Raw genomic sequence first — 21,906 nt, 5'->3', positions numbered from 1 at the left:
AACCAAGGGAAATTACTTTTTTCAATCCTGTTATTAGGAGCCCTAAGAAAAAGTAGGTATGATTGATTAGTAACAGCGGCCCAAGCAGAGAATAGTTCGTAGCAGAGAAAGAAGAGGTTCTTGCCCAGAGTTTCAACAATAGGATTTTAGCACAGGTACCCGTGTACTTAATTTTTGTTATGAGCTTAACTGAGAGCCTTATAGCTAAACCTTTTATAGGTTTAAGGAATGAACAAGCAATAATGGACAAATGATCGGTTGCAGCGAATTTGATGATAACATTGTTCCTAATAGTGGGAGTTGTTCCGGATGTTCTTGGGACAATTAACGTTTTGTCCGCCCCAATATCTACCAGAACTAACTTGCGCCAGATCCTATGCTGTTTTCATAGTGTACGGGAAGTTAAGCGTAAAGTAAAAACAGCATAGGGCGCACTTATGGTATGTTCTGGTTTAGCAGTTTATTTTATAAGCTCTTCTAATTTTGGATTTCAAAAGAAGTAACTACCGTTCACTTCCGTTTGTTCCTTATTCTTTATTTGATCCACCTCAATTTTCCATTCTTGGTTTCCTGTAATTCAAAAGCTAAAATGTCCGGTATTTCACTAAAGAGGCTGAGCTTATTGCTGCCCAAAAATCCAATTCAGCAGAAGTTCAGATATTTCGAATTCCAGTTCCAGCCAAATAATAAAGCCGATAAAAAACCCGAAAAAGATTAATAAAAACAATTCCCTTCCAATTCGTAATAAAGAAGTTTCTAATTCGCCGATGGTAATTTTTCGCAGATCCCCTGTCATATTTAAGATATTTAAAGAGCAGATGGAAAATAAGGGGGATTCTTTCCTACACTCAAAACCTCTCGCAATATGTTAATAATTAATGAATTAACTTAGATAAATTTTTGAAAATTTTTTGTTAAATTTTAAATAGTGTTAAAATTAAATCGTTTTTCAGTATTGAAAAAAGCTTATTTCCTCATGTAATTACCAAAAAAGCTAAGCAAACACAGGTGTTCCGCAGATCATTCAATGGAATTAAAAGCTTTCAGGAAAGACAGAAAAAGTTAAAACGCTTTAGTCCATATAATTACAATAGTTGACAGTATAATATTATTTTACAGATTATAGATCAGTTCTGACCAGAAGTTTCTGTTCCATAACCCCTAAAAAAGGCAATTTTATCGACAATTTACTTCTCAAAATAAAATCTCAGACTATGAGTTTACTTTTGCGGAATGATTTGAGCATACTTTTTTTTAACATTCCGGGAAATATATGTACTCAGCCCTTTACCTGCGATTGCCAACCTTTTCATTTCCAAAACATGTTTTTCCCCTGCGCTGGAAAAGGTGTATTTATAGATGTCTTGTTGATTGAATTCGACAAGGATAGCCTCCTCCTGAAACTCAAAACCTGAGACTCCCGAATTGCCGCTATAGTTCCTGTATTTTTGCATCCCTTCTTTTCATTTGATTATAATGTATTCTTAAAAATATACTGAAAATTCCAATTTCATCCCCACAAATCATACTTTAGCCCGTCGAAATTAATAAATAAAGACTGTAGCTATAATCTGGCAAAGAGGGCATTGATCTTCAGCAGAATCGAGTAAAAAGAAATTTTAATGGTATATTGTGTATACAATTCAAGCGTAGAATGAAAAGGTATTTAATATATGGGTTTCTTACAATTCTTATAATTACCCTCAATTTTGCTTTCATAATTGTTTTAATTACAGATGATGTAAGAATTAATTACAGAGTGCTCTTCCTGCTATGGGTGGTTGTTCTTATGGCTGCAGGAGGTTTAGCTTACCTTGAGAAAACCAGAAAAAAGAAGAAGAAAAGAGCCGCTGCAACTTCTAAAGCTGTTGTTAAGCCTCAAAAAATTAATGTGGAAGCTGAAGATAAGTTCAAAGCTTCTAATATTTATAAAAACAAGTGCATCAAAAAAACCAGGATTCAGCTACCCGAAAGTCTTACCAACAAAATAAAGCCGGGTTTCTTTGCAGGGTATGTTACTAATGAGGAATACGCCAACGAAACTGTACAGGCAGTTTATACTTCTGGGGATCAATTATTAGGCTATATCAACAAAAAGGATGAACAGTTGTGCGAAAACCTTGAGTTACTTTACAATGAACCTGTTCCCTGCTGGGGTATAATACAATGGGAAGATTATGAAAAAAGATTCTTTGCCAAAACCTATATTCCCGTACTATACAGTGAACCCGAAACCAATAAGTTCAGGAAGCTAGCTGCTCTAAAAGAAGAATTAATTGCACTCAAACCTGCCCCGGAAAAGACTTTATATCCAGAGTACCTTCAAAAAGTTGAAAATTTCTACTACCAGCAGCAGTCCTTCTCTGTGCCCGGCTCCCTCGAATATACTATTGATCCACAAGGATTGACAGTATCGACAAGGGAATTGAGCCAACATGAAAAATGGAAAGAATTGCGCCGCTTGAAAAAGTATCCCATCCTTCTAAGCCGATTAAAACATCCCGAAAAAAAAGAAATATTGTGTGCTATCCAAAATGCTGAAAACCACCTGCCAACCTAAACCGCAATAGGTTCGCTTTGTATATAGCCCTGTTTGTTGATTTCAGTTTAAATCGTACATTCGCTACTTCTCAAATTAACATAGCGATGTCCCAATTTTGGTTGTATTTTAATTTAGGTTTGGAGCATGTCCTGGACTGGCAAGCTTATGACCATGTTTTATTCATTACTGTACTTGTAGCTGCATATTCACTCACCGAATGGAAAAAGATTCTTTGGCTGGTAACCCTCTTTACTCTGGGCCATACGGTTTCTCTGGCTTTATCAACTTTTGAGATCGTAAAGGTGAAAAGTGAATTAATAGAATTTCTTATTCCTCTCACTATTTTACTCACTGCCATTTACAACCTCACAAAAGCAGGGAAGAAAGGAAAGAATAACAAAATACAGGTGCTGTATTTTGCAACCATCTTCTTCGGAATTATTCACGGACTCGGTTTTTCGACCTATTTTAAAATGATCTCGGGAAGTGCAACAAATAAAGCTTTACCATTACTGGAATTTGCACTGGGCATTGAAGCCGCACAAATCATTGTGGTCCTGGCAGTACTGCTTATCAGTTTCCTCTTCCAATACCTATTTAAGTTTACACATAGGGATTGGATTTTAGTGGTCTCCTCTATTGTTATAGGTTTTGCCATACCAATGCTCATCGAAAATATTTTTTGGTAAAAATTTACAAAGGATAAATTGGTTATAATGAGCACTTACAATAATTTAGTAAACAGGCTGTTATAAATATTTATCACTCAAAAGTTCGTAATATATATGTCTGATAAAAAACAGCTAAAATACGATAAAGCTTATTTGCGAATTGCGCAAGAATGGGGGAAACTTTCCCACTGTGAACGAAGGAAAGTTGGCGCGCTTATTGTGAAAAACAGAATGATAATTTCTGATGGCTACAATGGCACACCTACAGGATTTGAAAATTATTGTGAAGATGATGAGGGATACACTAAATGGTATGTGCTGCATGCAGAGGCGAATGCTATTCTGAAGGTAGCTGCTTCTACGCAGTCCTGCCAGGGAGCAACATTGTATATTACCATGTCCCCTTGTAAGGAATGCAGTAAGTTAATACACCAGTCAGGCATTAAACGCCTGGTGTATCACACAGCTTACAAAGACAATTCCGGTCTTGAATTCCTGGAAAAAGCAGGAGTTGAACTGGAACAAATACATGAACTGGACAGTTGAAAGGATACTCTAAAAAATATTTACCATTATTACTCGGCCTTGCCTGCGCCGTAGGAGTTATCCTTGGCGCAAAATTAAATTTCTCAAATTATTCATCCGGGCTGCTATCAGCTAATAAGAAGAAGGAAAAATTAACCCGACTTATAGATTATATCGAGTATGAATATGTAGATGATGTAAATGTTGACAGCGTGGTAGATGTAACCGTAAATGGCATTTTACGAAATCTTGATCCGCATTCTGTCTATATCCCTGAGCAGGAATATTCTGCCCTTACCGAACGAATGCAGGGCGATTTCGTGGGAATAGGAGTTAGTTTTTACAACATCAATGACACGATTGCGGTCATCCAGGCTCTCGAAGGTGGTCCCAGCGAAAAAGCAGGCATACGTGGTGGCGATCGTATTCTTTACGCCAACGGCACTCCCTTGTTCAACAAGAATGTTAGTGAAGATTCCCTTACTTCTCATTTAAAAGGGGAAGAAAACAGCACCGTAGAATTAAAAGTCCTTCGAAAAGGAATACCTCAATTACTTCAATTTGATATCCGGAGAGGAAAAGTACCGCTTAAGAGTGTAGATGCCGCATATATGTTATCCGAATCCCTTGGTTACATCAAGGTAAACAGGTTTGCAGAATCCACTTATGAAGAATTCAGGGAGAGTCTTATCGCCTTGAAAAAATTGGGCGCCACCCAAATTGCGCTCGATCTTCGGAACAATCCTGGAGGATATCTTGGAGAAGCCACAAAAATGGTGGACGAATTTCTTAAAGATGATCAGCTCATTCTTCTCACCAAGAACCGGAAAGGCACTATGGAAAAGACCTTTTCTACCGAAAAAGGTAATTTTGAAGAGGGTGAAATATATGTTCTTATCAATGAAAATTCTGCTTCTGCCAGTGAAATTGTAGCAGGGGCACTTCAGGATAATGACAAAGGCTTAATCGTAGGACGCCGTTCCTACGGAAAAGGCCTTGTACAACGCGAAATGGCACTGGGAGATGGCAGTGCAGTTAGGCTTACTATTGCGAGGTACTATACTCCTACAGGAAGATCGATTCAGAAGCCGTATGACCATGGAAATAAAGCTTATTTTAATGATTATCTTGACCGCTATAAAAATGGAGAGCTGGTTAGCGCCGACAGCATTACGGTAGTAGACTCTTTAAAATACACGACCCCCGGCGGAAGAACAGTCTACGGCGGTGGTGGCATCATCCCCGATGTTTTCGTCCCCAAGGACACCGATTATGAAAAGGAAAGTCTTAGTTTTATTTTGCGCAGCCCTTTTATGAACAGGTTCATTTTTGAAGTGCTCGAAAGGAACCGGGAATACTACAATAATCTTAGCCTGCAGGAATTTAATGACACTACTCTAGTGGACGGTCAAATGGTGCAGGATTTTATTGATTACATAGCAATACAAGGCTACGAACTGCAGGTGGAGGAATATACTCCGTTACTGAAGCAGTACCTGCGGGCCACCATTGCTCAACAATTATATGGCACCAATGTTTTTGAACAAATCGTGAACCAGGGTGATTCCATGATTGAAAAAGTAGTGGAAATTTCCCGGGAACGGAAATCCTCTTTAGATTAATCATCCAAATTTCCCATAACGCGGGTTTTACAACACCCGCACCTCCTGGGCTTTCAAAAATGCCATTTTAGCAATCATTTCTGAAAAGTTACAGAGGAAACTATAGCTTATCGTGCACCTTGGTATGTTCTCCACAATTCCATGCCGTAAGAATGTCTGTTCCTACTGAGGCACCACTTCCGCAGGCGATGGAAAACTGAGAACGCCAGCCGGCTAAAGTTCCGGCTACATAAAGTCCCGATGCTACTAAATGATCTTCATTTTGAAGCTGAATTCTCTCTTTTTCGGCTTTTGTTTTTTCATGCGGAACCACATAAGGCTCAAGACCTTTGATGTTCACCAGGTTTGTGTAACCAACAGCGATAACTACCTTTGCAGCGGTATAAACATTCTTATTGGTTTTCACCTCAAACCCCTGCTCCAAAAATGTAATTTCCAGCACCTTTTCCTTATGAAGCTGAACCACCTCGGGATAAAGTTGCTGCAGTTGCTCCTGCCCTGCTTTCAGTATCTCCTTTCCTGATGTTCCGGGGGAAACTCCTAGGGCATTATTAAAAATGGCACTTTGCAGGTGTGAGGTCTTCTGATGCATGATAATTCCTGCTTTTTTACCTTCAGCATAGGGTTTGGACATACCCGAACCAATGACCAGCGCACAGGACATCCCTGCAGCACCACCGCCAACGATTAAAACATCAAAATCCACTTAATTCTTTGCTTTTTTGGCAATCGCCTTAGACATTAGCAAAATGATCATTAATACGATCACAATGCTGGAACAAAGAATGCCAATTAATGCAGTACCACTGTCATTATGCATGAGGTTATCAAAATCAAGAAAGGTCATATTGTATGCAATAAGGCCTATGGCCAATGCAATTAAGGTGTAGATGAGGATTTTCATATAAATAAGTTCTTGATATTTGCAGCAAAGAGCTTCACAGCAATAGCAAGCAAGATCACTCCAAATATTTTTCGAATAACATTAATTCCCTGTTTTCCGAGGAAACCTTCTATTCTTTTAGAAGATTTTAAAACAAGGTAGACAAAAATACTATTTATTACGATGGCTGCCATAATATTAACAGCTTCATATTCTGCTCTTAAAGAAAGAATAGAAGTCATGGTTCCTGCACCTGCAATTAGCGGAAACGCAAGTGGAACAACCGCAGCGGTTTCGGGCGCTTCATCCTTGTAAAGTGTAACTCCCAGGATCATTTCCAAAGCAAGGAAGAACAGGATAAGGGCACCGGCAACGGCAAAAGAATTTACATCTATTCCAATAAGGTTTAGGATCTCTTTTCCAAGGAAAAGGAAGATGATCATCAAAGCGCCCGCAACGATTGTTGCCTTTTCACTTTGAATATGTCCTGCTTTTTTCCGAAGATCAATAATGATAGGAATGCTACCAATAATATCAATCACCGCAAAAAGAATCATGCTGGCAGATGCTATTTCCCGAAAATCTAGTTTCATAAGCCTTTATTTTACGCCGCAAAAGTACTGTGAAAAACAACAATGAAATAACCCGAAGAAAAATTTATTTTGACCAAATATAGAACCACAATTTCTTGTGCTTAAACATTTAGAACATTTATCTTTGCGGCATGTTTCAATTAGGAAAAACCATCATTTCAGAAGAGATCCTCGAAAAGGATTTTGTGTGCAATCTTTCTGCCTGCAAAGGTGCCTGCTGCATCGCAGGAGATGCCGGTGCACCATTAGATAAAGAGGAAACAAAGATTCTAGAAGAAATTTACCCCAAAGTCAAGCCTTTTCTTCGAAAGGAAGGAATTGAGGTGATTGAAGCCCAGGGGACCTCGGTGATAGGGGAAGATGGTGAATTTGAAACCCCACTTATTGACGGCGCCGACTGTGCTTATGTTACTATCGATAAATTTGGAACGGCGCTCTGCGGAATTGAGGAAGCTTACAACCAGGGCGAAATCTCCTGGAAAAAGCCGGTTTCCTGCCATATGTATCCTGTGCGTGTGCAGGATTATTCCGAGTTTTCTGCTGTAAATTATCACCACTGGTATATTTGCGATGACGCGTGTACGCTTGGAAAAGAACTACAAGTTCCTGTATATAAGTTCGTCAAAGAAGCCCTTATCAGGAAGTTTGGTGAAGATTGGTATGAAGAACTTGAGAAGGTTGCTCAAAAAATGAAGAAATAAAGCTTATTTTTAAAACTTTAGCTTTTTCACATCTTCCTTCCAGCAAACCTTAAGCTTCAAAGGAACTGGTTTTCAATATTTTGACTTTCGATTTTCTACGCGAGAAATTTCTTTATCTGTTTTAATTTGGTATCTTTAGTCTGAAATTTTTGGAATAAACTCTTCCAAAAATGCCATTTTTGATCCCCACACCTTAGCTTATTCTACTGCGCTTCCCCGCCGGCTTTAGATAGTATCACTTAAAATCAAAGCTTATGAAAAAGTTAATTGCTTTAATTATCATCTTTACATTAGCAGCTCCCAATGTGCAGGCCCAGTTCTTCAAAAAATTAAAGAAAAAAGTTGAAGAAAAAGTTGAAAATACTGTGACTGAAAATGTCTCAGACAAGGCTGCGGGCGAAACAGAAAAATCCCTAAACAATATGTGGGAGAAAAGCCTGAGCAATTCAGCGATCTCTTTTGGAGCCGAAAGAGTGGATCCCGCATTAATCCCGGAATCCTACGACTTTAATTGGGAATACACCATGGAAATGTCTACTCGTGAAGGCGCTATGGAAATGGTTTACCTTTTACAAGAAGACGCGCCTTATGTCGGATTTAAAATTCCGCAGGCACAAAGTATGGTAACGGTGCTGGATAACGCTAATGATCTCACGGTAATTTTTATGAACTCTGGCCAAAACAACATGGTTATGGCCTCCAAAATTGATGTCTCTAATGCAGAATCTGAAGAAATGCAAAACCAATACAAGGACATCAAAATGGAAGAGATTGGGACCAAAGAGATCCTGGGCTATACATGCCAGGGTTACCGGGCCGAAAATGAGGGTTATATCTACGAATTTTATGTCACCGATGAAGCCGGATTAAGTTTTACAGACCTCTTCCAAACCAACCAAAAAAAATTTCCGAGGGGTTTTGATGCCGAGTGGTTAAAATTGAGCGAGGGATTGATGATGGAAATGCAAATGAACGACAAGAACAATCCTCAAAAAAGCGTCTCCATGACCTGCACCAATATCCAGAAAAAAGATTTTGTTATAAAGAAGGCAAATTACACAGCCATAGGCGGATAATTCCCAACCTGATTTTACAACTCCAATAGTTTCACAAAAATGGAAAAGGATACGCACAGTTCCAATCAAGCAGGTAGCGGTAGCTTTGATGCGAAAACAATAGCAGTGATCGCTTATCTCACCGTCATAGGTTTAATTATCGCCTTTATCATGAATAACGACAAGAAGAATGAATTTAGCACTTACCATATAAAACAGTCCCTGGGGCTTACATTATTTGGCTTTGGACTGGGCATCATTGGAATGATCCCATTCCTGGGTTGGCTAATTAGTTTTTTAGGTTCCATTTTTCTACTGGTCTTGTGGATCATGGGACTCGTAAATGCCCTTAACAATAAGAAAGAACCGATACCATTGGTGGGAGATTACTTTGAGGAATGGTTTAGGAACATTTAGAATTATTGCTGAAAAAGGTCTTTTTGACACGGTGCTTCGGGGAGCCTTTAATGCTTCGGAATTAATTTATATCCCCACCTCAATGAATAACCGCATGATGAGGATGGAAAGCTATAATTAAAAGCTAATTTTTCGAGAGAAAGTTATTTCCTCTGTTTCAATGTTTTTAAATGATTAATTTTAAGCTTCTTATAAAAAAGATGCTATGGAAAACCGAAGAAATTTCATCAAAAAATCTGGTTTAGTATTAACTGCATTTAGTCTTCCGTTTCCCAGATTTCTAATTCCGAAGCCGCAGAAAAAACTGGGTGTGGCTTTGGTTGGGCTTGGATATTACAGCACAAACTTGCTGGCGCCTGCACTTCAGCAAACCCAGCATTGCGAACTCCGCGGCATTGTAACCGGGAGTCCTGAGAAAATTCCGCAGTGGCAGAAAAAATATGGTATTAAAGACAGCAATGTGTATAATTATGAAAATATGCACCAGGTGGCGAATAACGATGACATTGATATAATTTACATCGTCCTGCCAAATTCCATGCATCCTAAATATTCTATAATTGCAGCAAATGCCGGTAAGCACGTGTGGTGTGAAAAACCTATGGCGCCTACTGCTAAAGAATGCCGCCGAATTATAGAGGCCTGCAATAAAAACGGGATCAAACTTTCCATTGGTTACCGCATGCAGCACGAGAAAAATACTCAAACCATTATGAAATGGGCCGAAACAAAACCTTTTGGAGATATCCAAAAAGTGGATTCTGCCGCGGGATTCTACGGAAATGACCTGGGCTGGAGGCTGGAAGAAGAAATGGGCGGTGGCGCCATGTACGACATGGGCGTTTACTGTCTCAATGCTGCCCGCTATTCCACCGGGATGGAACCGGTCTCTGTAAGTGCAACTCACACCACTAACAGGCCACAGCTATTTGATGAAGTAGATGAAACCACCATTTTTACACTTCAATTTCCAAACGGGATTACTGCGAACTGCCGTACCAGCTTTGGAGAAAATTTGAACAATCTCGAGATCAATTGCGAAAACGGCAGCTATTATCTGCGACCTTTTCAGGCATATTCCGGGGTGAAAGGAAAAGCGAGTGACGGGACAGTACTCGAGCCTTTCGGGAAAAACCAACAGGCAGTACAAATGGATGACGATGCGCTTGCAATCCTTCAGAATAGACCGGTTTTAGTCCCGGGAGAAGAAGGACTTCGAGACATAGAAATTGTAGAAAAAATCTATGAATCTGCCGCAAAAAATGGACAAACTCTTTCCCTCTAGATATCCAAAATTGACAATTTTCATCTGGTTTTTTCAACCTTTCGTCCTTCGGAAAAATTGTAGGAAAAACAAGGCTTTGAGCACTATCTAAGAGGAAATTCAGGGCTGTTCTTAAATTTGTTAACACCTTTTAATTAACTGTATATCAAATGATTAAATAAACACCTTAACAAAATATCAATAACAACGTTATTTTTTGGTGTTGAAAACTTTGTTGAAAAGCTTTAGCCATCCTGCTTATATCCTGTCCTACAATTTGCAATCTTTGTTAGACCGACTTCAATAAAATTAACCCAATCAATTAAAAGGATATGGCTCAGCTGGAACCCATTTTACAAGAAAACAAAGACCGATTCGTAATTTTTCCTATTAAACATCACGACATCTGGGATTGGTACAAGAAAATGGAAGCCAGTTTCTGGACTGCTGAAGAAATTGACCTCCACCAGGATCTTTCTGACTGGAATGACAAATTAAATTCAGATGAGCGCTATTTCATAAAGCATATTCTTGCATTCTTTGCAGCATCAGACGGGATCGTAAATGAAAATCTGGCCGAGAATTTTGTGAATGAAGTACAGTATGCCGAGGCGAAATTCTTCTATGGTTTCCAGATCATGATGGAAAATATTCATTCAGAAACCTATTCCCTACTCATAGATACTTATGTGAAGGATGAAAAGGAAAAAGATCAGCTTTTTAGAGCGCTGGAAGTATTCCCCGCGATAAAGAAAAAGGCAGAGTGGGCTCTAAAATGGATAGAATCTGATTCTTTTGCTGAAAGATTAATTGCGTTTGCCGCAGTAGAAGGGATCTTCTTTTCCGGAGCATTTTGTTCCATTTTCTGGCTTAAAAAACGTGGTTTGATGCCCGGTCTTACTTTCTCCAATGAGTTGATCTCAAGAGATGAAGGTGTACATTGCGATTTTGCCGTTCACCTGCACAACAATCACCTTGTGAACAAAGTATCGAAAGAACGCATTCGTGAGATCATCGTAGATGCGTTAAATATCGAGAGGGAATTCATCACCGAATCACTTCCTGTGAGCCTTATAGGGATGAATGCCAAATTGATGACGCAATACCTGGAATTTGTAACCGACAGATTGCTTGTGGAGCTGGAATGCGAAAAAGAATACGGCACTGCAAATCCGTTTGATTTTATGGATATGATCAACCTCCAGGGAAAAACCAACTTCTTTGAGAAACGTGTGGGTGAATATCAAAAAGCCGGCGTTATGAACAAAGACAAGGAGTCTGACAAAATTAGTTTCGACGCCGATTTCTAGAATATTCCAAAAATAACGAGTAGCATCGCGGAGCCCCCAACGCGGTGTTATTCGTACTTATATTAAAAATAGTTTTAAAACGGTTTTTTTTGAACCCCAGGGATTCTATTTCCCTTATTGTAAAATTTCAAGTACCTGAATTAAAACCAATAATTATGTATGTAGAGAAACGAGATGGCCGCAAAGAGCCGATTATGTTTGACAAGATCACGGCCAGAGTAAGAAAACTTTGTTATGGATTGAACGATCTCGTCGATCCGGTAAAGGTCGCGATGCGGGTAATTGAAGGTTTATATGATGGGGTTACCACCAGCGAACTCGATAATCTTGCCGCAGAAATCGCCGCAACCATGACCACGGCACATCCCGATTATGCCAAGCTCGCCGCGAGAATCTCGGTTTCAAATCTTCACAAGAACACGAAAAAGACTTTTTCTGAAGTGATGACAGATTTATATGAATATGTGAATCCGCGCACAGGAAAGAAAGCACCTCTTCTGGCCGATGATGTGTATGAAGTTGTTCAGAATAATAAAGAGAAACTGGATTCGCTTATTATATACAATCGCGATTTCCAGTACGATTACTTCGGATTTAAAACCCTGGAGCGTTCTTATCTCCTCAAGCTGAATGGAAGAATTGCCGAAAGGCCGCAACACATGTTGATGCGGGTTTCCATAGGAATTCATCTTAATAATCTTGACGCAGCCATAGAAACCTATGAGCTTATGTCAAAAAAATATTTCACGCACGCCACTCCTACGCTGTTCAATTCGGGAACACCAAAACCACAAATGTCGTCCTGCTTCTTGTTAACTATGAAAGACGACAGTATTGACGGCATTTACGACACCCTGAAACAAACCGCAAAAATTTCACAATCGGCAGGGGGAATTGGCCTTTCTATTCACAACGTTAGAGCCACCGGTTCTTATATTTCGGGCACGAACGGCACCTCCAATGGAATTGTTCCCATGCTCCGCGTCTTCAACGACACCGCCAGGTATGTAGACCAGGGCGGCGGAAAAAGAAAAGGTTCTTTTGCCATGTACGTAGAGCCATGGCACGCAGATATCTTTGATTTCCTTGATCTTAAGAAGAACCATGGAAAAGAAGAAATGCGCGCCCGTGACCTCTTCTACGCAATGTGGGTGCCAGATCTTTTTATGAAAAGAGTCGAAGAAGATGCTCACTGGACGCTTATGTGTCCAAATGAATGCCCAGATCTTTACAATCGTCACGGCGAAGAATTTGAAAAATTATATCTGCAATACGAAGCTGAGAAAAAAGGCCGTAAGACGATCAAGGCGCGGGAGCTTTGGGAAAAGATCCTGGAATCTCAAATTGAAACCGGAACGCCTTATATGCTGTACAAAGATTCGGCTAACCGCAAATCGAATCAGCAGAATTTGGGAACAATTCGTTCTTCAAACCTTTGTACCGAAATTCTGGAATACACCAGCGAAGATGAGGTGGCTGTTTGCAACCTTGCTTCTATTGCCCTGCCAATGTTCATCAAAGGAAATGAATTTGACCATAAAGAGCTTTTCAAGATCACAAAACGAGTGACCAAGAACCTCAACAAGGTGATCGACAGGAATTATTACCCGGTCAAGGAGGCCGAAAATTCAAACTTCAGGCACCGCCCTGTGGGACTGGGCGTACAGGGGCTTGCAGATACTTTTATAAAACTGCGGCTTCCGTTTACCAGCGATGAAGCCAAGAAGCTGAATCAGGAAATCTTTGAAACATTATATTTTGCGGCGGTTACCGCCTCTATGGAAATGGCAAAAGAAGAAGGACCTTATTCCACTTATGAAGGCTCTCCAATAAGCCAGGGAAAATTTCAATACAACCTATGGGGATTGAATGACGACGATCTTAGCGGAAGATGGAATTGGGAAAAACTTCGGAAAGAGGTACTCAAAAATGGCGTTAGAAACTCACTTTTAGTAGCACCAATGCCAACCGCCTCCACTTCGCAAATTCTGGGGAATAACGAAGCTTTTGAACCTTACACTTCAAACATCTACACCCGAAGGGTACTTTCCGGAGAATTTATTGTCGTGAACAAGCATTTACTGGAAGACCTGGTAGCGCGAAATCTTTGGAACGATGATGTGAAGAATGCCATTATGCGTTCTAACGGTTCGGTTCAGAATATTGACGTAATTCCCGATGATCTTAAAGAATTATACAAAACCGTTTGGGAGTTGAGCATGAAAGATATCATTGATATGTCCCGCCACCGCGGCTATTTCATCGACCAGTCGCAGTCGCTCAACCTGTTCATGGAAAATGCCAACTTCGGAAAATTAACCTCCATGCACTTCTACGCCTGGAAAAGCGGACTCAAAACAGGAATGTATTATTTAAGAACAAAGTCGGCTGTAGATGCCATAAAATTCACACTTTCAAAAGAGACAAAAAAACAGGACGTTCCGCAGGAGCAAAGCGCTGCACCTCAAAGAGCCGCAGAAACCATGAAGGCTTCAGAAGAAAAACCGGTAACTGTTTCTGAGGAAGGAAGTCTCTCTCCGGATGAATTGCGCGCATTGATCGCCCAATCTAAAGAATCTGAAGGCGATGACTGTTTGATGTGCGGAAGTTAAACCTAAAGTTAGATCTCAATAGTAAATATCGAACAGTTTATAGGAGAACCAAAAGAAAAGGGAAGTAAGCCGTGGCTAACTTCCCTTTTTTGCTATTTTTGAACCTCAACTGAAACTCCAAAAAGGGCATTTTCAGCACAATTTATTTTTAGACGACTGCCATGATGAACTGGGAACAACTCCTCTCTCTTAGAAGGGCGGGAGACACAAACAAAAGACTTCGAAAAGAGCAAAATGAAACGAGATTAGGTTTTGAAGTAGATTATGACAGGATCATTTTCTCTTCGGCTTTTAGAAGTCTGCAGGATAAGACCCAGGTCATTCCACTTTCAAAAACAGATTTTGTTCACACGAGACTTACCCACAGCCTGGAAGTTTCAGTCGTAGGAAGATCGCTTGGAAGACTGGCAGGACAAAAGATCCTGGAAAAGCATCCGCATCTTAAAACCATTCATGGCTACCAAATGAACGATTTTGGAGCAATTGTGGCAGCGGCCGCTTTGGCTCACGACATTGGGAATCCGCCGTTTGGGCATTCCGGAGAAAAAGCGATTGGAGCTTACTTCAGCAATGGCAAGGGGAAACGTTTTAAAGAACAATTGTCTGCAGAGGAATATCAGGATCTTATAAAATTTGAAGGAAACGCTAATGGTTTTAAGATCCTTACGCAGGACAGACCGGGAATTCCCGGCGGAATAAGGCTTTCTTACGCCACTCTTGGCGCATTTATGAAATACCCGAAGGAGTCGCTCCCGCATAAACCCAGCAATCGCATTGCAGATAAAAAATTCGGAATATTCCAGAGCGAAAAAGCCTTTTTTGAAGAGGTAGCAGATGAACTGGGACTCATTTCCACGGCAACAGGAAAGAACAAGAGCTTTTCACGACATCCGCTGGCGTTCCTCGTGGAAGCTGCAGATGATATTTGCTATACCATTATAGATTTTGAAGACGGAATTAATCTCGGCCTCATTGATGAAGAATATGCCCTGGAATACCTGATCAAACTCGTTAAAGATACCATCAATACCGCTAAATACCACAGCCTGAAAACCCGCGCCGACAGGTTGAGCTACTTACGGGCACTTGCTATTAACACCCTCATTACCGAAGCTGTTGAAATTTTCCTGAAAAATGAAGATGCTATTCTTGCAGGAGATTTCCATGAAGCGCTTTTTGACAAAAGCAGGTATGAAGCTCAAATTACCGATATCATTAAGATTAGCGTTGAAAATATCTATGAAAGTGAAGAAGTTATAAGTAAGGAAATTGCCGGGTATCAAATGCTGTCACACCTGCTGGATACTTATTCAAAAGCATTGCTACCTCAGGAAGATGAAGGAGAATCTACTTTTGACAAACTGGTTTTAAAATTAATTCCGAATGTCACAGAGTTCGAAAATCTTTCCACCTATGGAAAACTTATTAATATATGCTCTTACGTTTCCTCTCTCACAGACAGTAACATTGTAAGTTCCTTTAAAAAGTTCAAGGGCCTCAGAATTTAAGAAAGTGCTTAAAAAAGCCTATTTTGCAGGGATTACTATTCATTTCCTTTAAAATTTTCGATGAAAAAAAGAATTTTCTTTCCTGTTCTCCTGTTCCTTGCAACTCTTATTTTTTTCATCTTTCAATTTGGAAATGAAAAGGGTGTTTCAACAAAAGTAGCTGAACTGCGTCATAAGCATCGAGATTTTCTTCAGGATAAAAAACCGTCAAAAAGAAATACCGCACTTTCCAGAAAAGAAAAGATCAAAAAAGGTCTTCCGCCAAATGAAAATTACGAGCAGCTTGCTTATTTAACCATGAATCCTGCCCTGGGATATCCAGAGCCTTATAAAATTCAGGAACTTCAGAAGGAACTTCTAGCAAAACGTGCGTTTAAAGCGCCGGGTGAAGATGGCGACAATCCTTGGGTAGAAAGAGGCCCTACCAATGTGGGCGGAAGAACGCGCGTCCTGCTTTTTGATCCTAATGACGAAGCTGGACAAAGGGTATTTGCAGGTGCCATTAGCGGCGGACTTTGGGTAAATGAGAACATCACTTCTGCAACTTCTCCATGGCGAAGAGTCGATGGACTTTCTGCGAACCTCAATATTTCCTGTATCACCGTAGACCCACGAGATTCCAACACCTGGTACGTGGGAACCGGTGAACAATACACGGCCGGAGACGTCATGGGAACAGGAGTTTACAAAACCACAGATGGGGGAAATACGTGGAATAAAGTACTGGATGTGGAGGATTACGCTACGAACCAGGTTGGAAACAGCCAGATAGTTGTTGGTGGAATCCACTTTATCAATGACATTGTCGCTTGGGATAATGGCACCTCTACAGAATTATTTATAGGCGTCACGACACATATTTATTCAAACGCGGCCAATCCTACCAACTTTATGGGCTTTTTCGATAAAGGGCTGTACCAAAGCACCGATGACGGGATTTCGTGGAACAGGATTATTGACGGAGATTCTTTTAATGATTTTGAGGTAGATGCGAATGGCAACCTGTGGGTGGCAACTACCAATTCTCCCGGTGCCGGTGAAGAAGATGGCGGCGGAAAGATCTTCAAAAGAGAAAAAGGAGAGAACACCCAATTTTCCCAGATCAATAATATTCCTGATGTAATGCGGACGGAGATCGAAGCCTCGGCCACGAATCCCGAAAAATTTTACATTCTGGCAGAAGCCGACAATAATGAGGCAGAATTATTCATCACCAGGAATGCCTTCAGCTCCATTGAAAAACTGAATGAACCCAACGATGCAGATAATAGTATTCCACCGGATGATTTTGCCAGAAACCAGGCTTTTTATAACCTCATGATCCAATCAGATCCGGAAGATGATGACATTGTATACTTGGGCGGCATCGACCTTTTTAGATCTGTAAACGGTGGAAATGACTGGGAACAAATCTCCAAATGGGCAAATAATAACAATCTGCAGGATTTACCGGTTTCCCTTGTACATGCAGATCATCACGTTATGCAATTCAGGCCCGGGAATACAAACCAGGCAATATTTGGCCATGACGGTGGTGTTTCATATGCTAGTAATCTTTCATTAGCTTCCACTTCAGAAGTTTTTATAACTCCCGAAAGAGATTATATCACCACCCAATTTTATTCTGTCGCAGCCGCTCCCACCACCTTTGCAACCGGCGATTATTTTCTTGGTGGTACGCAGGACAATGGTACTTTATTAATTGAAAATGGAGATCCCATTTCTATTGGAGTTTTGGGTGGTGACGGCGCTCATGCTTTCTTCGACCAGGTGGACACTGAATATTTCATTGCCAATCTCGTCTACAACAATCTTATTGTTGCTTACGATTATGAAGAAGAAGCCTGGAAATTCATTGCAGATAATGAGGATAATGACGGCTTCTTCATTAATCCGCAGGCATTGGATTCCAATCTCGACAAACTCTACTCAAATGGACCTGAAGGCATTCTGTATCGCTATGACAACATAGCGAATTTACCACCTTCCAGCCGCGATGAAGACATCGTAGCTCCCAGGGAATCCCTGAAAAATGACTTATTGGATGCCGCCATCTCTGCATTGGAAGTATCGCCATATACTACTTCAGAATCTAAGCTACTCGCCGGACTTGTTACTGGCCGTTTGCTACGTATAGAAAACGCGCATGAAAATCCTGACGCTGCTGTGTGGACCGACATTACCGGAAATGGTTTTATAGGAAGTATTTCTGATATCCGGTACGGGATTTCCGAAAATGAGGTTTTCGTGACCTTTTATAACTACGGTGTGGAAAATATCTGGTATACCGAAAATGCTATGGCCGAAAATCCAACCTGGGTCAACAAAGAAGGAAACCTGCCCGATCTTCCTGTGCTCACCATTCTGAATAACCCCCTTAATCCTGAAGAAGTTATTGTGGGAACAGAACTGGGAATTTGGGTAACCAACAATTTCACCGACAGCAGCCCAAACTGGGAGCAGGCATATAACGGAATGAGCGACGTAAAAGTAACCGATCTGGACCTTAGAACCGGTGATAATACCATATTTGCAGCCTCTTACGGAAGGGGATTGTTTTCGGGGAAGTTTACGGGGGGAGAAGCACCGGAAATTCCTGAGGAGGTTCCACTTAAAGAAGATGAAATCCTTATAATTCCAACAGTTTCTAAGGGAGATTTCAGCATTGTTTCAGGACAAAACTGGAATGAAACACGTATAGATGTTTATAGCACTATTGGGCAACGTATGGCTACCTTTAATTACGATCTTACTGAAACTATACCCACTCAACTCGATCTTGGCTTTTTAAGACCCGGAATTTACCTTGTGAGGCTGGATAATTCAAATAAATCGGTAACCCAGAAAATAATAGTGCAGTAGGAAATAAAAAGATAAGAATCTAAAGCTCCAAAAAGGGCATTTCTGCTAAAAGTTATAGATCAGCCCAATTCCCAGTAATTGTTTAAACTGAACCCTGGGACCGCCGGTTTCAAGTTCTCCATCGCCATTAACGTCCTCCTTGAATTTTACATCATCATCATATCTAAGATGGGATCCAACATTGGCTCGTACGTGATCATTGACCTTTAAGTTCACGTTTAGCTCCCAGTCTACATCAATATTTCCGAATTTATTTAAATAATCTGAATATAGTCTTATTTGGTTCTCAACTCCTACGTTCTCGAAAACTTCCTTGGCAAAACTGCTGCTTAGCAAAAACCCGAATTCTGTCCGTATTTTTTCCCCTTCCTCAATAATGTTTCCTTCTTCATCCCGCACGGCTTTTTGAACTCCAAACATTCCTTCATTTGCCAGTCTTTGGTCCAGTACAAAAGTAGATTTTTCGGTCACCGGTGAAATATATGCTGTAAAATTCTCTGTAGGATGAGAGAATTCTGTCCCAACCCCAAGGAAAGCGTAGCCTGGCGCCATAAATTTAGAAATTGGATTGCTCGTGTTGGGATAACGATAACCGTAAGTAAATTGAGTGCTAAAGTTAAATTTTGCCGAGTAGTACCAATTTGAAACCGAATCTCGCCTGTATCCAAAATTAGAATTGATCTCCAGCTGGTCTTCCGTTTTTCTCAGTTCCCGTCCCTCCTGGGCATTTACACCGTATTTTATTCCCAGGGTGGTGTTCCAGTTAAGTAGTTTCTTTTGATATTTTCTTCCTAAGGCTGCATGTAATAAGGCCGAAAATGAATTATTCCCACCGGCACTCCAGTTTACAAAGGCAACTTCACTCAAATCTAGCCCCACTTTATTCACCTTCGCCCAGTACTGGACCTTTTCCTTTACCACCATTGTGGTATCTACAGAAATAGTATCGGTGGCAGTGGCTCCAAAAAGCTTTACAGAAAGAAAAAATAAGACAAAAGGAAGGTAACGAACAAGCATGCAGGGTCTTTGAAAATTGGTTTTTAGTCTCTTCTTGATATTTGGTTTAACTGAAATTTCAAGGTCTTCACTATGTCTTCAACGCCAATTTCAGCAATTTCTTGTAATTCTTTTATATTTCCGTGTTCAATGAACTCATCGGGGATTCCCATTAACTTTACCGGAATCTGCTTTCCGTGCTTTGCTGAAAATTCCAGGACGGCAGATCCAAATCCTCCTGTAACCACGCCATCTTCTATAGTCACGATGCTTTCGTATTTCTGAAAGATATCATTCAGAAGTTCTTCATCCAAAGGTTTGACAAAACCGAAATGATAGTGTGAAACCTTTTCCCTTTCCGGAAAAATTTTCAAGGCCGCCTTTACGTTATTTCCTATATGACCGGTGCTTAAAATGGCAATTTCTGATCCCTTTCTTAGACATTTGCCTTTCCTGATTGCCACTTTTTCGAACGGCTGCTGCCAGTCTACCGTAACACCTCTTCCTCTTGGATATCTTATCGCCAGCGGATTTTCTAATTCTAGTTGTGCTGTGTAAAGGATATTCCGCAGTTCAATTTCGTCTATTGGTGCAAAAATAAGCATGTTTGGAACGCATCTCAAATAAGCCAGGTCAAAAACCCCATGGTGTGTAGCCCCATCTTCTCCTACGAGTCCGGCCCTGTCAAGGCAAAAGATGAGCGGTAAATTCTGCAGTGCAACATCATGTATTACCTGGTCGTACGCTCTTTGCAGGAAAGTTGAATAAATGTTACAGAATACAATAGAACCTCTCGTCGCCATTCCTGCAGCAAGAGTAACAGCATGCTGCTCTGCAATCCCAACATCGAAGGCCCTTTCGGGAAATTCTTCCATCATATATCGCAACGAACTTCCTGTAGGCATTGCCGGGGTAATTCCTGCTATTTTATCATTTTTTCGCGCTAGCTCCAGTAAGGTGAGTCCAAAAACATCCTGGTATTTGGGCGGCAATCCATTAGAATCTTTTGCTAAGATCTCTCCCGTGCTGCGATCAAATTTTCCTGGTGCGTGGTATTTCACCTGGTCTTCTTCGGCTTTCTTTAGTCCTTTCCCTTTGGTAGTGATTACATGAAGGAATTTAGGACCCTTTAGTTTTTTCAATCGTTCCAGCGCTTCCACTACGGCAGGCAGGTTGTGCCCGTCCACCGGACCGTGATATTGAAAATTCAACGCCTCGATCATATTCATCTGCCGGGGCTTATGACCTACTTTAGCCTTTGCAAAATATTGCTTTAGTGCTCCCACACTGGGATCAATTCCAATGGCATTATCGTTTAAAACAACCAATAGATTCACATCTGTTACACCGGCGTGATTGAGGCCTTCAAAAGCCATCCCGCTGGCGATGGAGGCATCTCCCACCACAGCGATATGCTGTCGTTCCATTTCTCCTGAAAGTTTTGAAGCAATGGCCATTCCCAAAGCAGCCGAAATCGCCGTAGAGCTATGCCCAACTCCAAAGGTATCATATCTACTTTCGCTTCTTTTGGGAAACCCGCTAATGCCGTTGAGTTGCCGGTTGGTATGAAAAACGTCACGCCGGCCGGTAAGGATCTTGTGGCCGTAGGCCTGGTGCCCCACATCCCAAACAAGATCATCTTCAGGAGTATCAAAAACGTAATGTAAAGCAATAGTGAGTTCAACTACCCCAAGACTGGCTCCCAAATGTCCTTCTTTGGTAGCAACAATATCAATGATGAATTCGCGCAGCGCAGCAGCAACTTCCGTTAATTTTTCCGGGGGAAGTTGACGCAGATCTGCAGGTGAATTGATGCTATTTAAGATACTTTTTACCACAAGAAGCAAAGGTACATTTTGAAATCGTATTTTTGAATATGCAAATGATTTTTGACGACAGTTATTTTATGCGAAAAGCCCTTGAGGAGGCGGAACGTGCTTACGAAAAAGGTGAAATTCCTGTAGGTGTGGTAGTGGTCATTGACCAGCAGATCATTGCCCGAAGCCATAACCTCACCGAACTTTTGAACGACGTCACGGCCCACGCCGAGATGCAGGCCATCACATCCGCCGCAAATTTTCTCGGCGGAAAATACTTAAAAGGCTGCACGATGTATATCACGCTGGAGCCCTGCCAAATGTGCGCGGGAGCCTTGTACTGGAGCCAACTTTCAAAGGTCGTTTTCGCCGCCACAGATCATGAACGCGGCTTTAGAAAAATGGGCGGGAAACTGCATCCAAAAACTGCGGTAGCTTCTGGAATCATGGCTGAAGAAGCTTCGGCTCTTTTAAAAAAATTCTTCATTGAAAGACGAAATCTCAATTAAAATCTCCTTACCTGAATAT

19 protein-coding genes are annotated in these 21,906 nt (G+C 40.9%); 13 read left to right on the top strand and 6 right to left on the bottom strand.

Annotated elements, in window-relative coordinates:
• Positions 1-1,220: 1,220 nt before the first annotated feature.
• Positions 1,221-1,454, bottom strand: coding sequence for a hypothetical protein (locus tag ACOV1Q_RS03010; RefSeq protein WP_424492957.1), 234 nt, complete (start codon positions 1,452-1,454; stop codon positions 1,221-1,223).
• 200 nt (positions 1,455-1,654) lie between these two features.
• Here ACOV1Q_RS03010 and ACOV1Q_RS03005 point away from each other — a divergent pair, with 200 nt between their 5' ends.
• From ACOV1Q_RS03005 to ACOV1Q_RS02990, 4 genes are all read left to right on the top strand, one after another.
• On the top strand, positions 1,655-2,560 hold the full coding sequence (locus tag ACOV1Q_RS03005) for a hypothetical protein (protein WP_424492956.1): 906 nt from the start codon (positions 1,655-1,657) through the stop codon (positions 2,558-2,560).
• A gap of 86 nt (positions 2,561-2,646) precedes the next feature.
• Positions 2,647-3,231, top strand: a complete 585-nt coding sequence (locus tag ACOV1Q_RS03000; protein WP_424492955.1) for a HupE/UreJ family protein — start codon at positions 2,647-2,649, stop codon at positions 3,229-3,231.
• A 96-nt stretch (positions 3,232-3,327) separates the two neighbouring features.
• On the top strand, positions 3,328-3,759 hold the full coding sequence (locus tag ACOV1Q_RS02995) for a deoxycytidylate deaminase (protein ID WP_424492954.1): 432 nt from the start codon (positions 3,328-3,330) through the stop codon (positions 3,757-3,759).
• A complete protein-coding gene (locus tag ACOV1Q_RS02990) occupies positions 3,756-5,360 on the top strand; it encodes a S41 family peptidase (protein ID WP_424492953.1) in 1,605 nt (534 codons plus the stop codon). Before ACOV1Q_RS02995 ends, ACOV1Q_RS02990 begins: the two co-directional genes overlap by 4 nt.
• A gap of 100 nt (positions 5,361-5,460) precedes the next feature.
• On the opposite strand, the gene ACOV1Q_RS02985 is transcribed toward ACOV1Q_RS02990, so the two are convergent.
• Genes ACOV1Q_RS02985 through ACOV1Q_RS02975 form a run of 3 tightly spaced genes read right to left on the bottom strand, consistent with a single transcriptional unit; the run spans position 5,461 to position 6,836 of the window.
• On the bottom strand, positions 5,461-6,066 hold the full coding sequence (locus ACOV1Q_RS02985; protein ID WP_424492952.1) for an FAD-dependent oxidoreductase: 606 nt from the start codon (positions 6,064-6,066) through the stop codon (positions 5,461-5,463).
• Positions 6,067-6,264 (bottom strand): hypothetical protein, encoded by a 198-nt coding sequence (locus ACOV1Q_RS02980; protein WP_424492951.1) that lies wholly within the window; start codon positions 6,262-6,264, stop codon positions 6,067-6,069. It lies immediately after the preceding gene.
• Positions 6,261-6,836, bottom strand: a complete 576-nt coding sequence (locus tag ACOV1Q_RS02975) for a MarC family protein (RefSeq protein ID WP_424492950.1) — start codon at positions 6,834-6,836, stop codon at positions 6,261-6,263. Before ACOV1Q_RS02975 ends, ACOV1Q_RS02980 begins: the two co-directional genes overlap by 4 nt.
• Before the next feature lie 131 nt (positions 6,837-6,967).
• Here ACOV1Q_RS02975 and ACOV1Q_RS02970 point away from each other — a divergent pair, with 131 nt between their 5' ends.
• The 8 genes from ACOV1Q_RS02970 to ACOV1Q_RS02935 all read left to right on the top strand — a co-directional run bounded on the left by ACOV1Q_RS02970 (position 6,968) and on the right by ACOV1Q_RS02935 (position 18,565).
• Positions 6,968-7,537, top strand: coding sequence for a DUF3109 family protein (locus tag ACOV1Q_RS02970; RefSeq protein ID WP_424492949.1), 570 nt, complete (start codon positions 6,968-6,970; stop codon positions 7,535-7,537).
• Positions 7,538-7,791: 254 nt separating this feature from the next.
• The gene (locus ACOV1Q_RS02965; RefSeq protein ID WP_424492948.1) at positions 7,792-8,613 is read left to right on the top strand and encodes a DUF4412 domain-containing protein; all 822 of its coding nucleotides are present in this window, start codon (positions 7,792-7,794) and stop codon (positions 8,611-8,613) included.
• Between the two features lie 39 nt (positions 8,614-8,652).
• Positions 8,653-9,009 (top strand): DUF4870 domain-containing protein, encoded by a 357-nt coding sequence (locus ACOV1Q_RS02960; protein ID WP_424492947.1) that lies wholly within the window; start codon positions 8,653-8,655, stop codon positions 9,007-9,009.
• A 205-nt stretch (positions 9,010-9,214) separates the two neighbouring features.
• Complete coding sequence (locus tag ACOV1Q_RS02955) at positions 9,215-10,294, top strand: Gfo/Idh/MocA family protein (RefSeq protein ID WP_424492946.1); 1,080 nt, start codon at positions 9,215-9,217, stop codon at positions 10,292-10,294.
• A gap of 311 nt (positions 10,295-10,605) precedes the next feature.
• Positions 10,606-11,583: a ribonucleotide-diphosphate reductase subunit beta gene (locus tag ACOV1Q_RS02950; RefSeq protein ID WP_424492945.1), complete on the top strand. Its 978-nt coding sequence runs from the start codon at positions 10,606-10,608 to the stop codon at positions 11,581-11,583.
• A 155-nt stretch (positions 11,584-11,738) separates the two neighbouring features.
• Positions 11,739-14,195, top strand: a complete 2,457-nt coding sequence (locus ACOV1Q_RS02945; RefSeq protein WP_424492944.1) for a ribonucleoside-diphosphate reductase subunit alpha — start codon at positions 11,739-11,741, stop codon at positions 14,193-14,195.
• A 164-nt stretch (positions 14,196-14,359) separates the two neighbouring features.
• Positions 14,360-15,703, top strand: coding sequence for a deoxyguanosinetriphosphate triphosphohydrolase (locus ACOV1Q_RS02940; RefSeq protein ID WP_424493387.1), 1,344 nt, complete (start codon positions 14,360-14,362; stop codon positions 15,701-15,703).
• Between the two features lie 60 nt (positions 15,704-15,763).
• Positions 15,764-18,565, top strand: a complete 2,802-nt coding sequence (locus ACOV1Q_RS02935; RefSeq protein WP_424492943.1) for a T9SS type A sorting domain-containing protein — start codon at positions 15,764-15,766, stop codon at positions 18,563-18,565.
• Between the two features lie 45 nt (positions 18,566-18,610).
• Here ACOV1Q_RS02935 and ACOV1Q_RS02930 read toward each other — a convergent pair whose 3' ends face one another.
• Positions 18,611-19,582, bottom strand: a complete 972-nt coding sequence (locus ACOV1Q_RS02930; RefSeq protein ID WP_424492942.1) for a DUF3078 domain-containing protein — start codon at positions 19,580-19,582, stop codon at positions 18,611-18,613.
• A 23-nt stretch (positions 19,583-19,605) separates the two neighbouring features.
• Positions 19,606-21,399 (bottom strand): 1-deoxy-D-xylulose-5-phosphate synthase, encoded by a 1,794-nt coding sequence (locus ACOV1Q_RS02925; protein ID WP_424493386.1) that lies wholly within the window; start codon positions 21,397-21,399, stop codon positions 19,606-19,608.
• Positions 21,400-21,437: 38 nt separating this feature from the next.
• Here ACOV1Q_RS02925 and ACOV1Q_RS02920 point away from each other — a divergent pair, with 38 nt between their 5' ends.
• Positions 21,438-21,887 carry a nucleoside deaminase gene (locus ACOV1Q_RS02920; RefSeq protein WP_424492941.1) on the top strand — a complete coding sequence of 150 codons (450 nt, stop codon included), beginning with the start codon at positions 21,438-21,440 and terminating at the stop codon, positions 21,885-21,887.
• Positions 21,888-21,906: the final 19 nt, after the last annotated feature.

The sequence above is a fragment of the Salinimicrobium maris genome, from assembly GCF_049680855.1.
In the GTDB taxonomy this organism is placed as follows: domain Bacteria; phylum Bacteroidota; class Bacteroidia; order Flavobacteriales; family Flavobacteriaceae; genus Salinimicrobium.
This window is presented reverse-complemented; position numbering and strand designations above follow the sequence as displayed.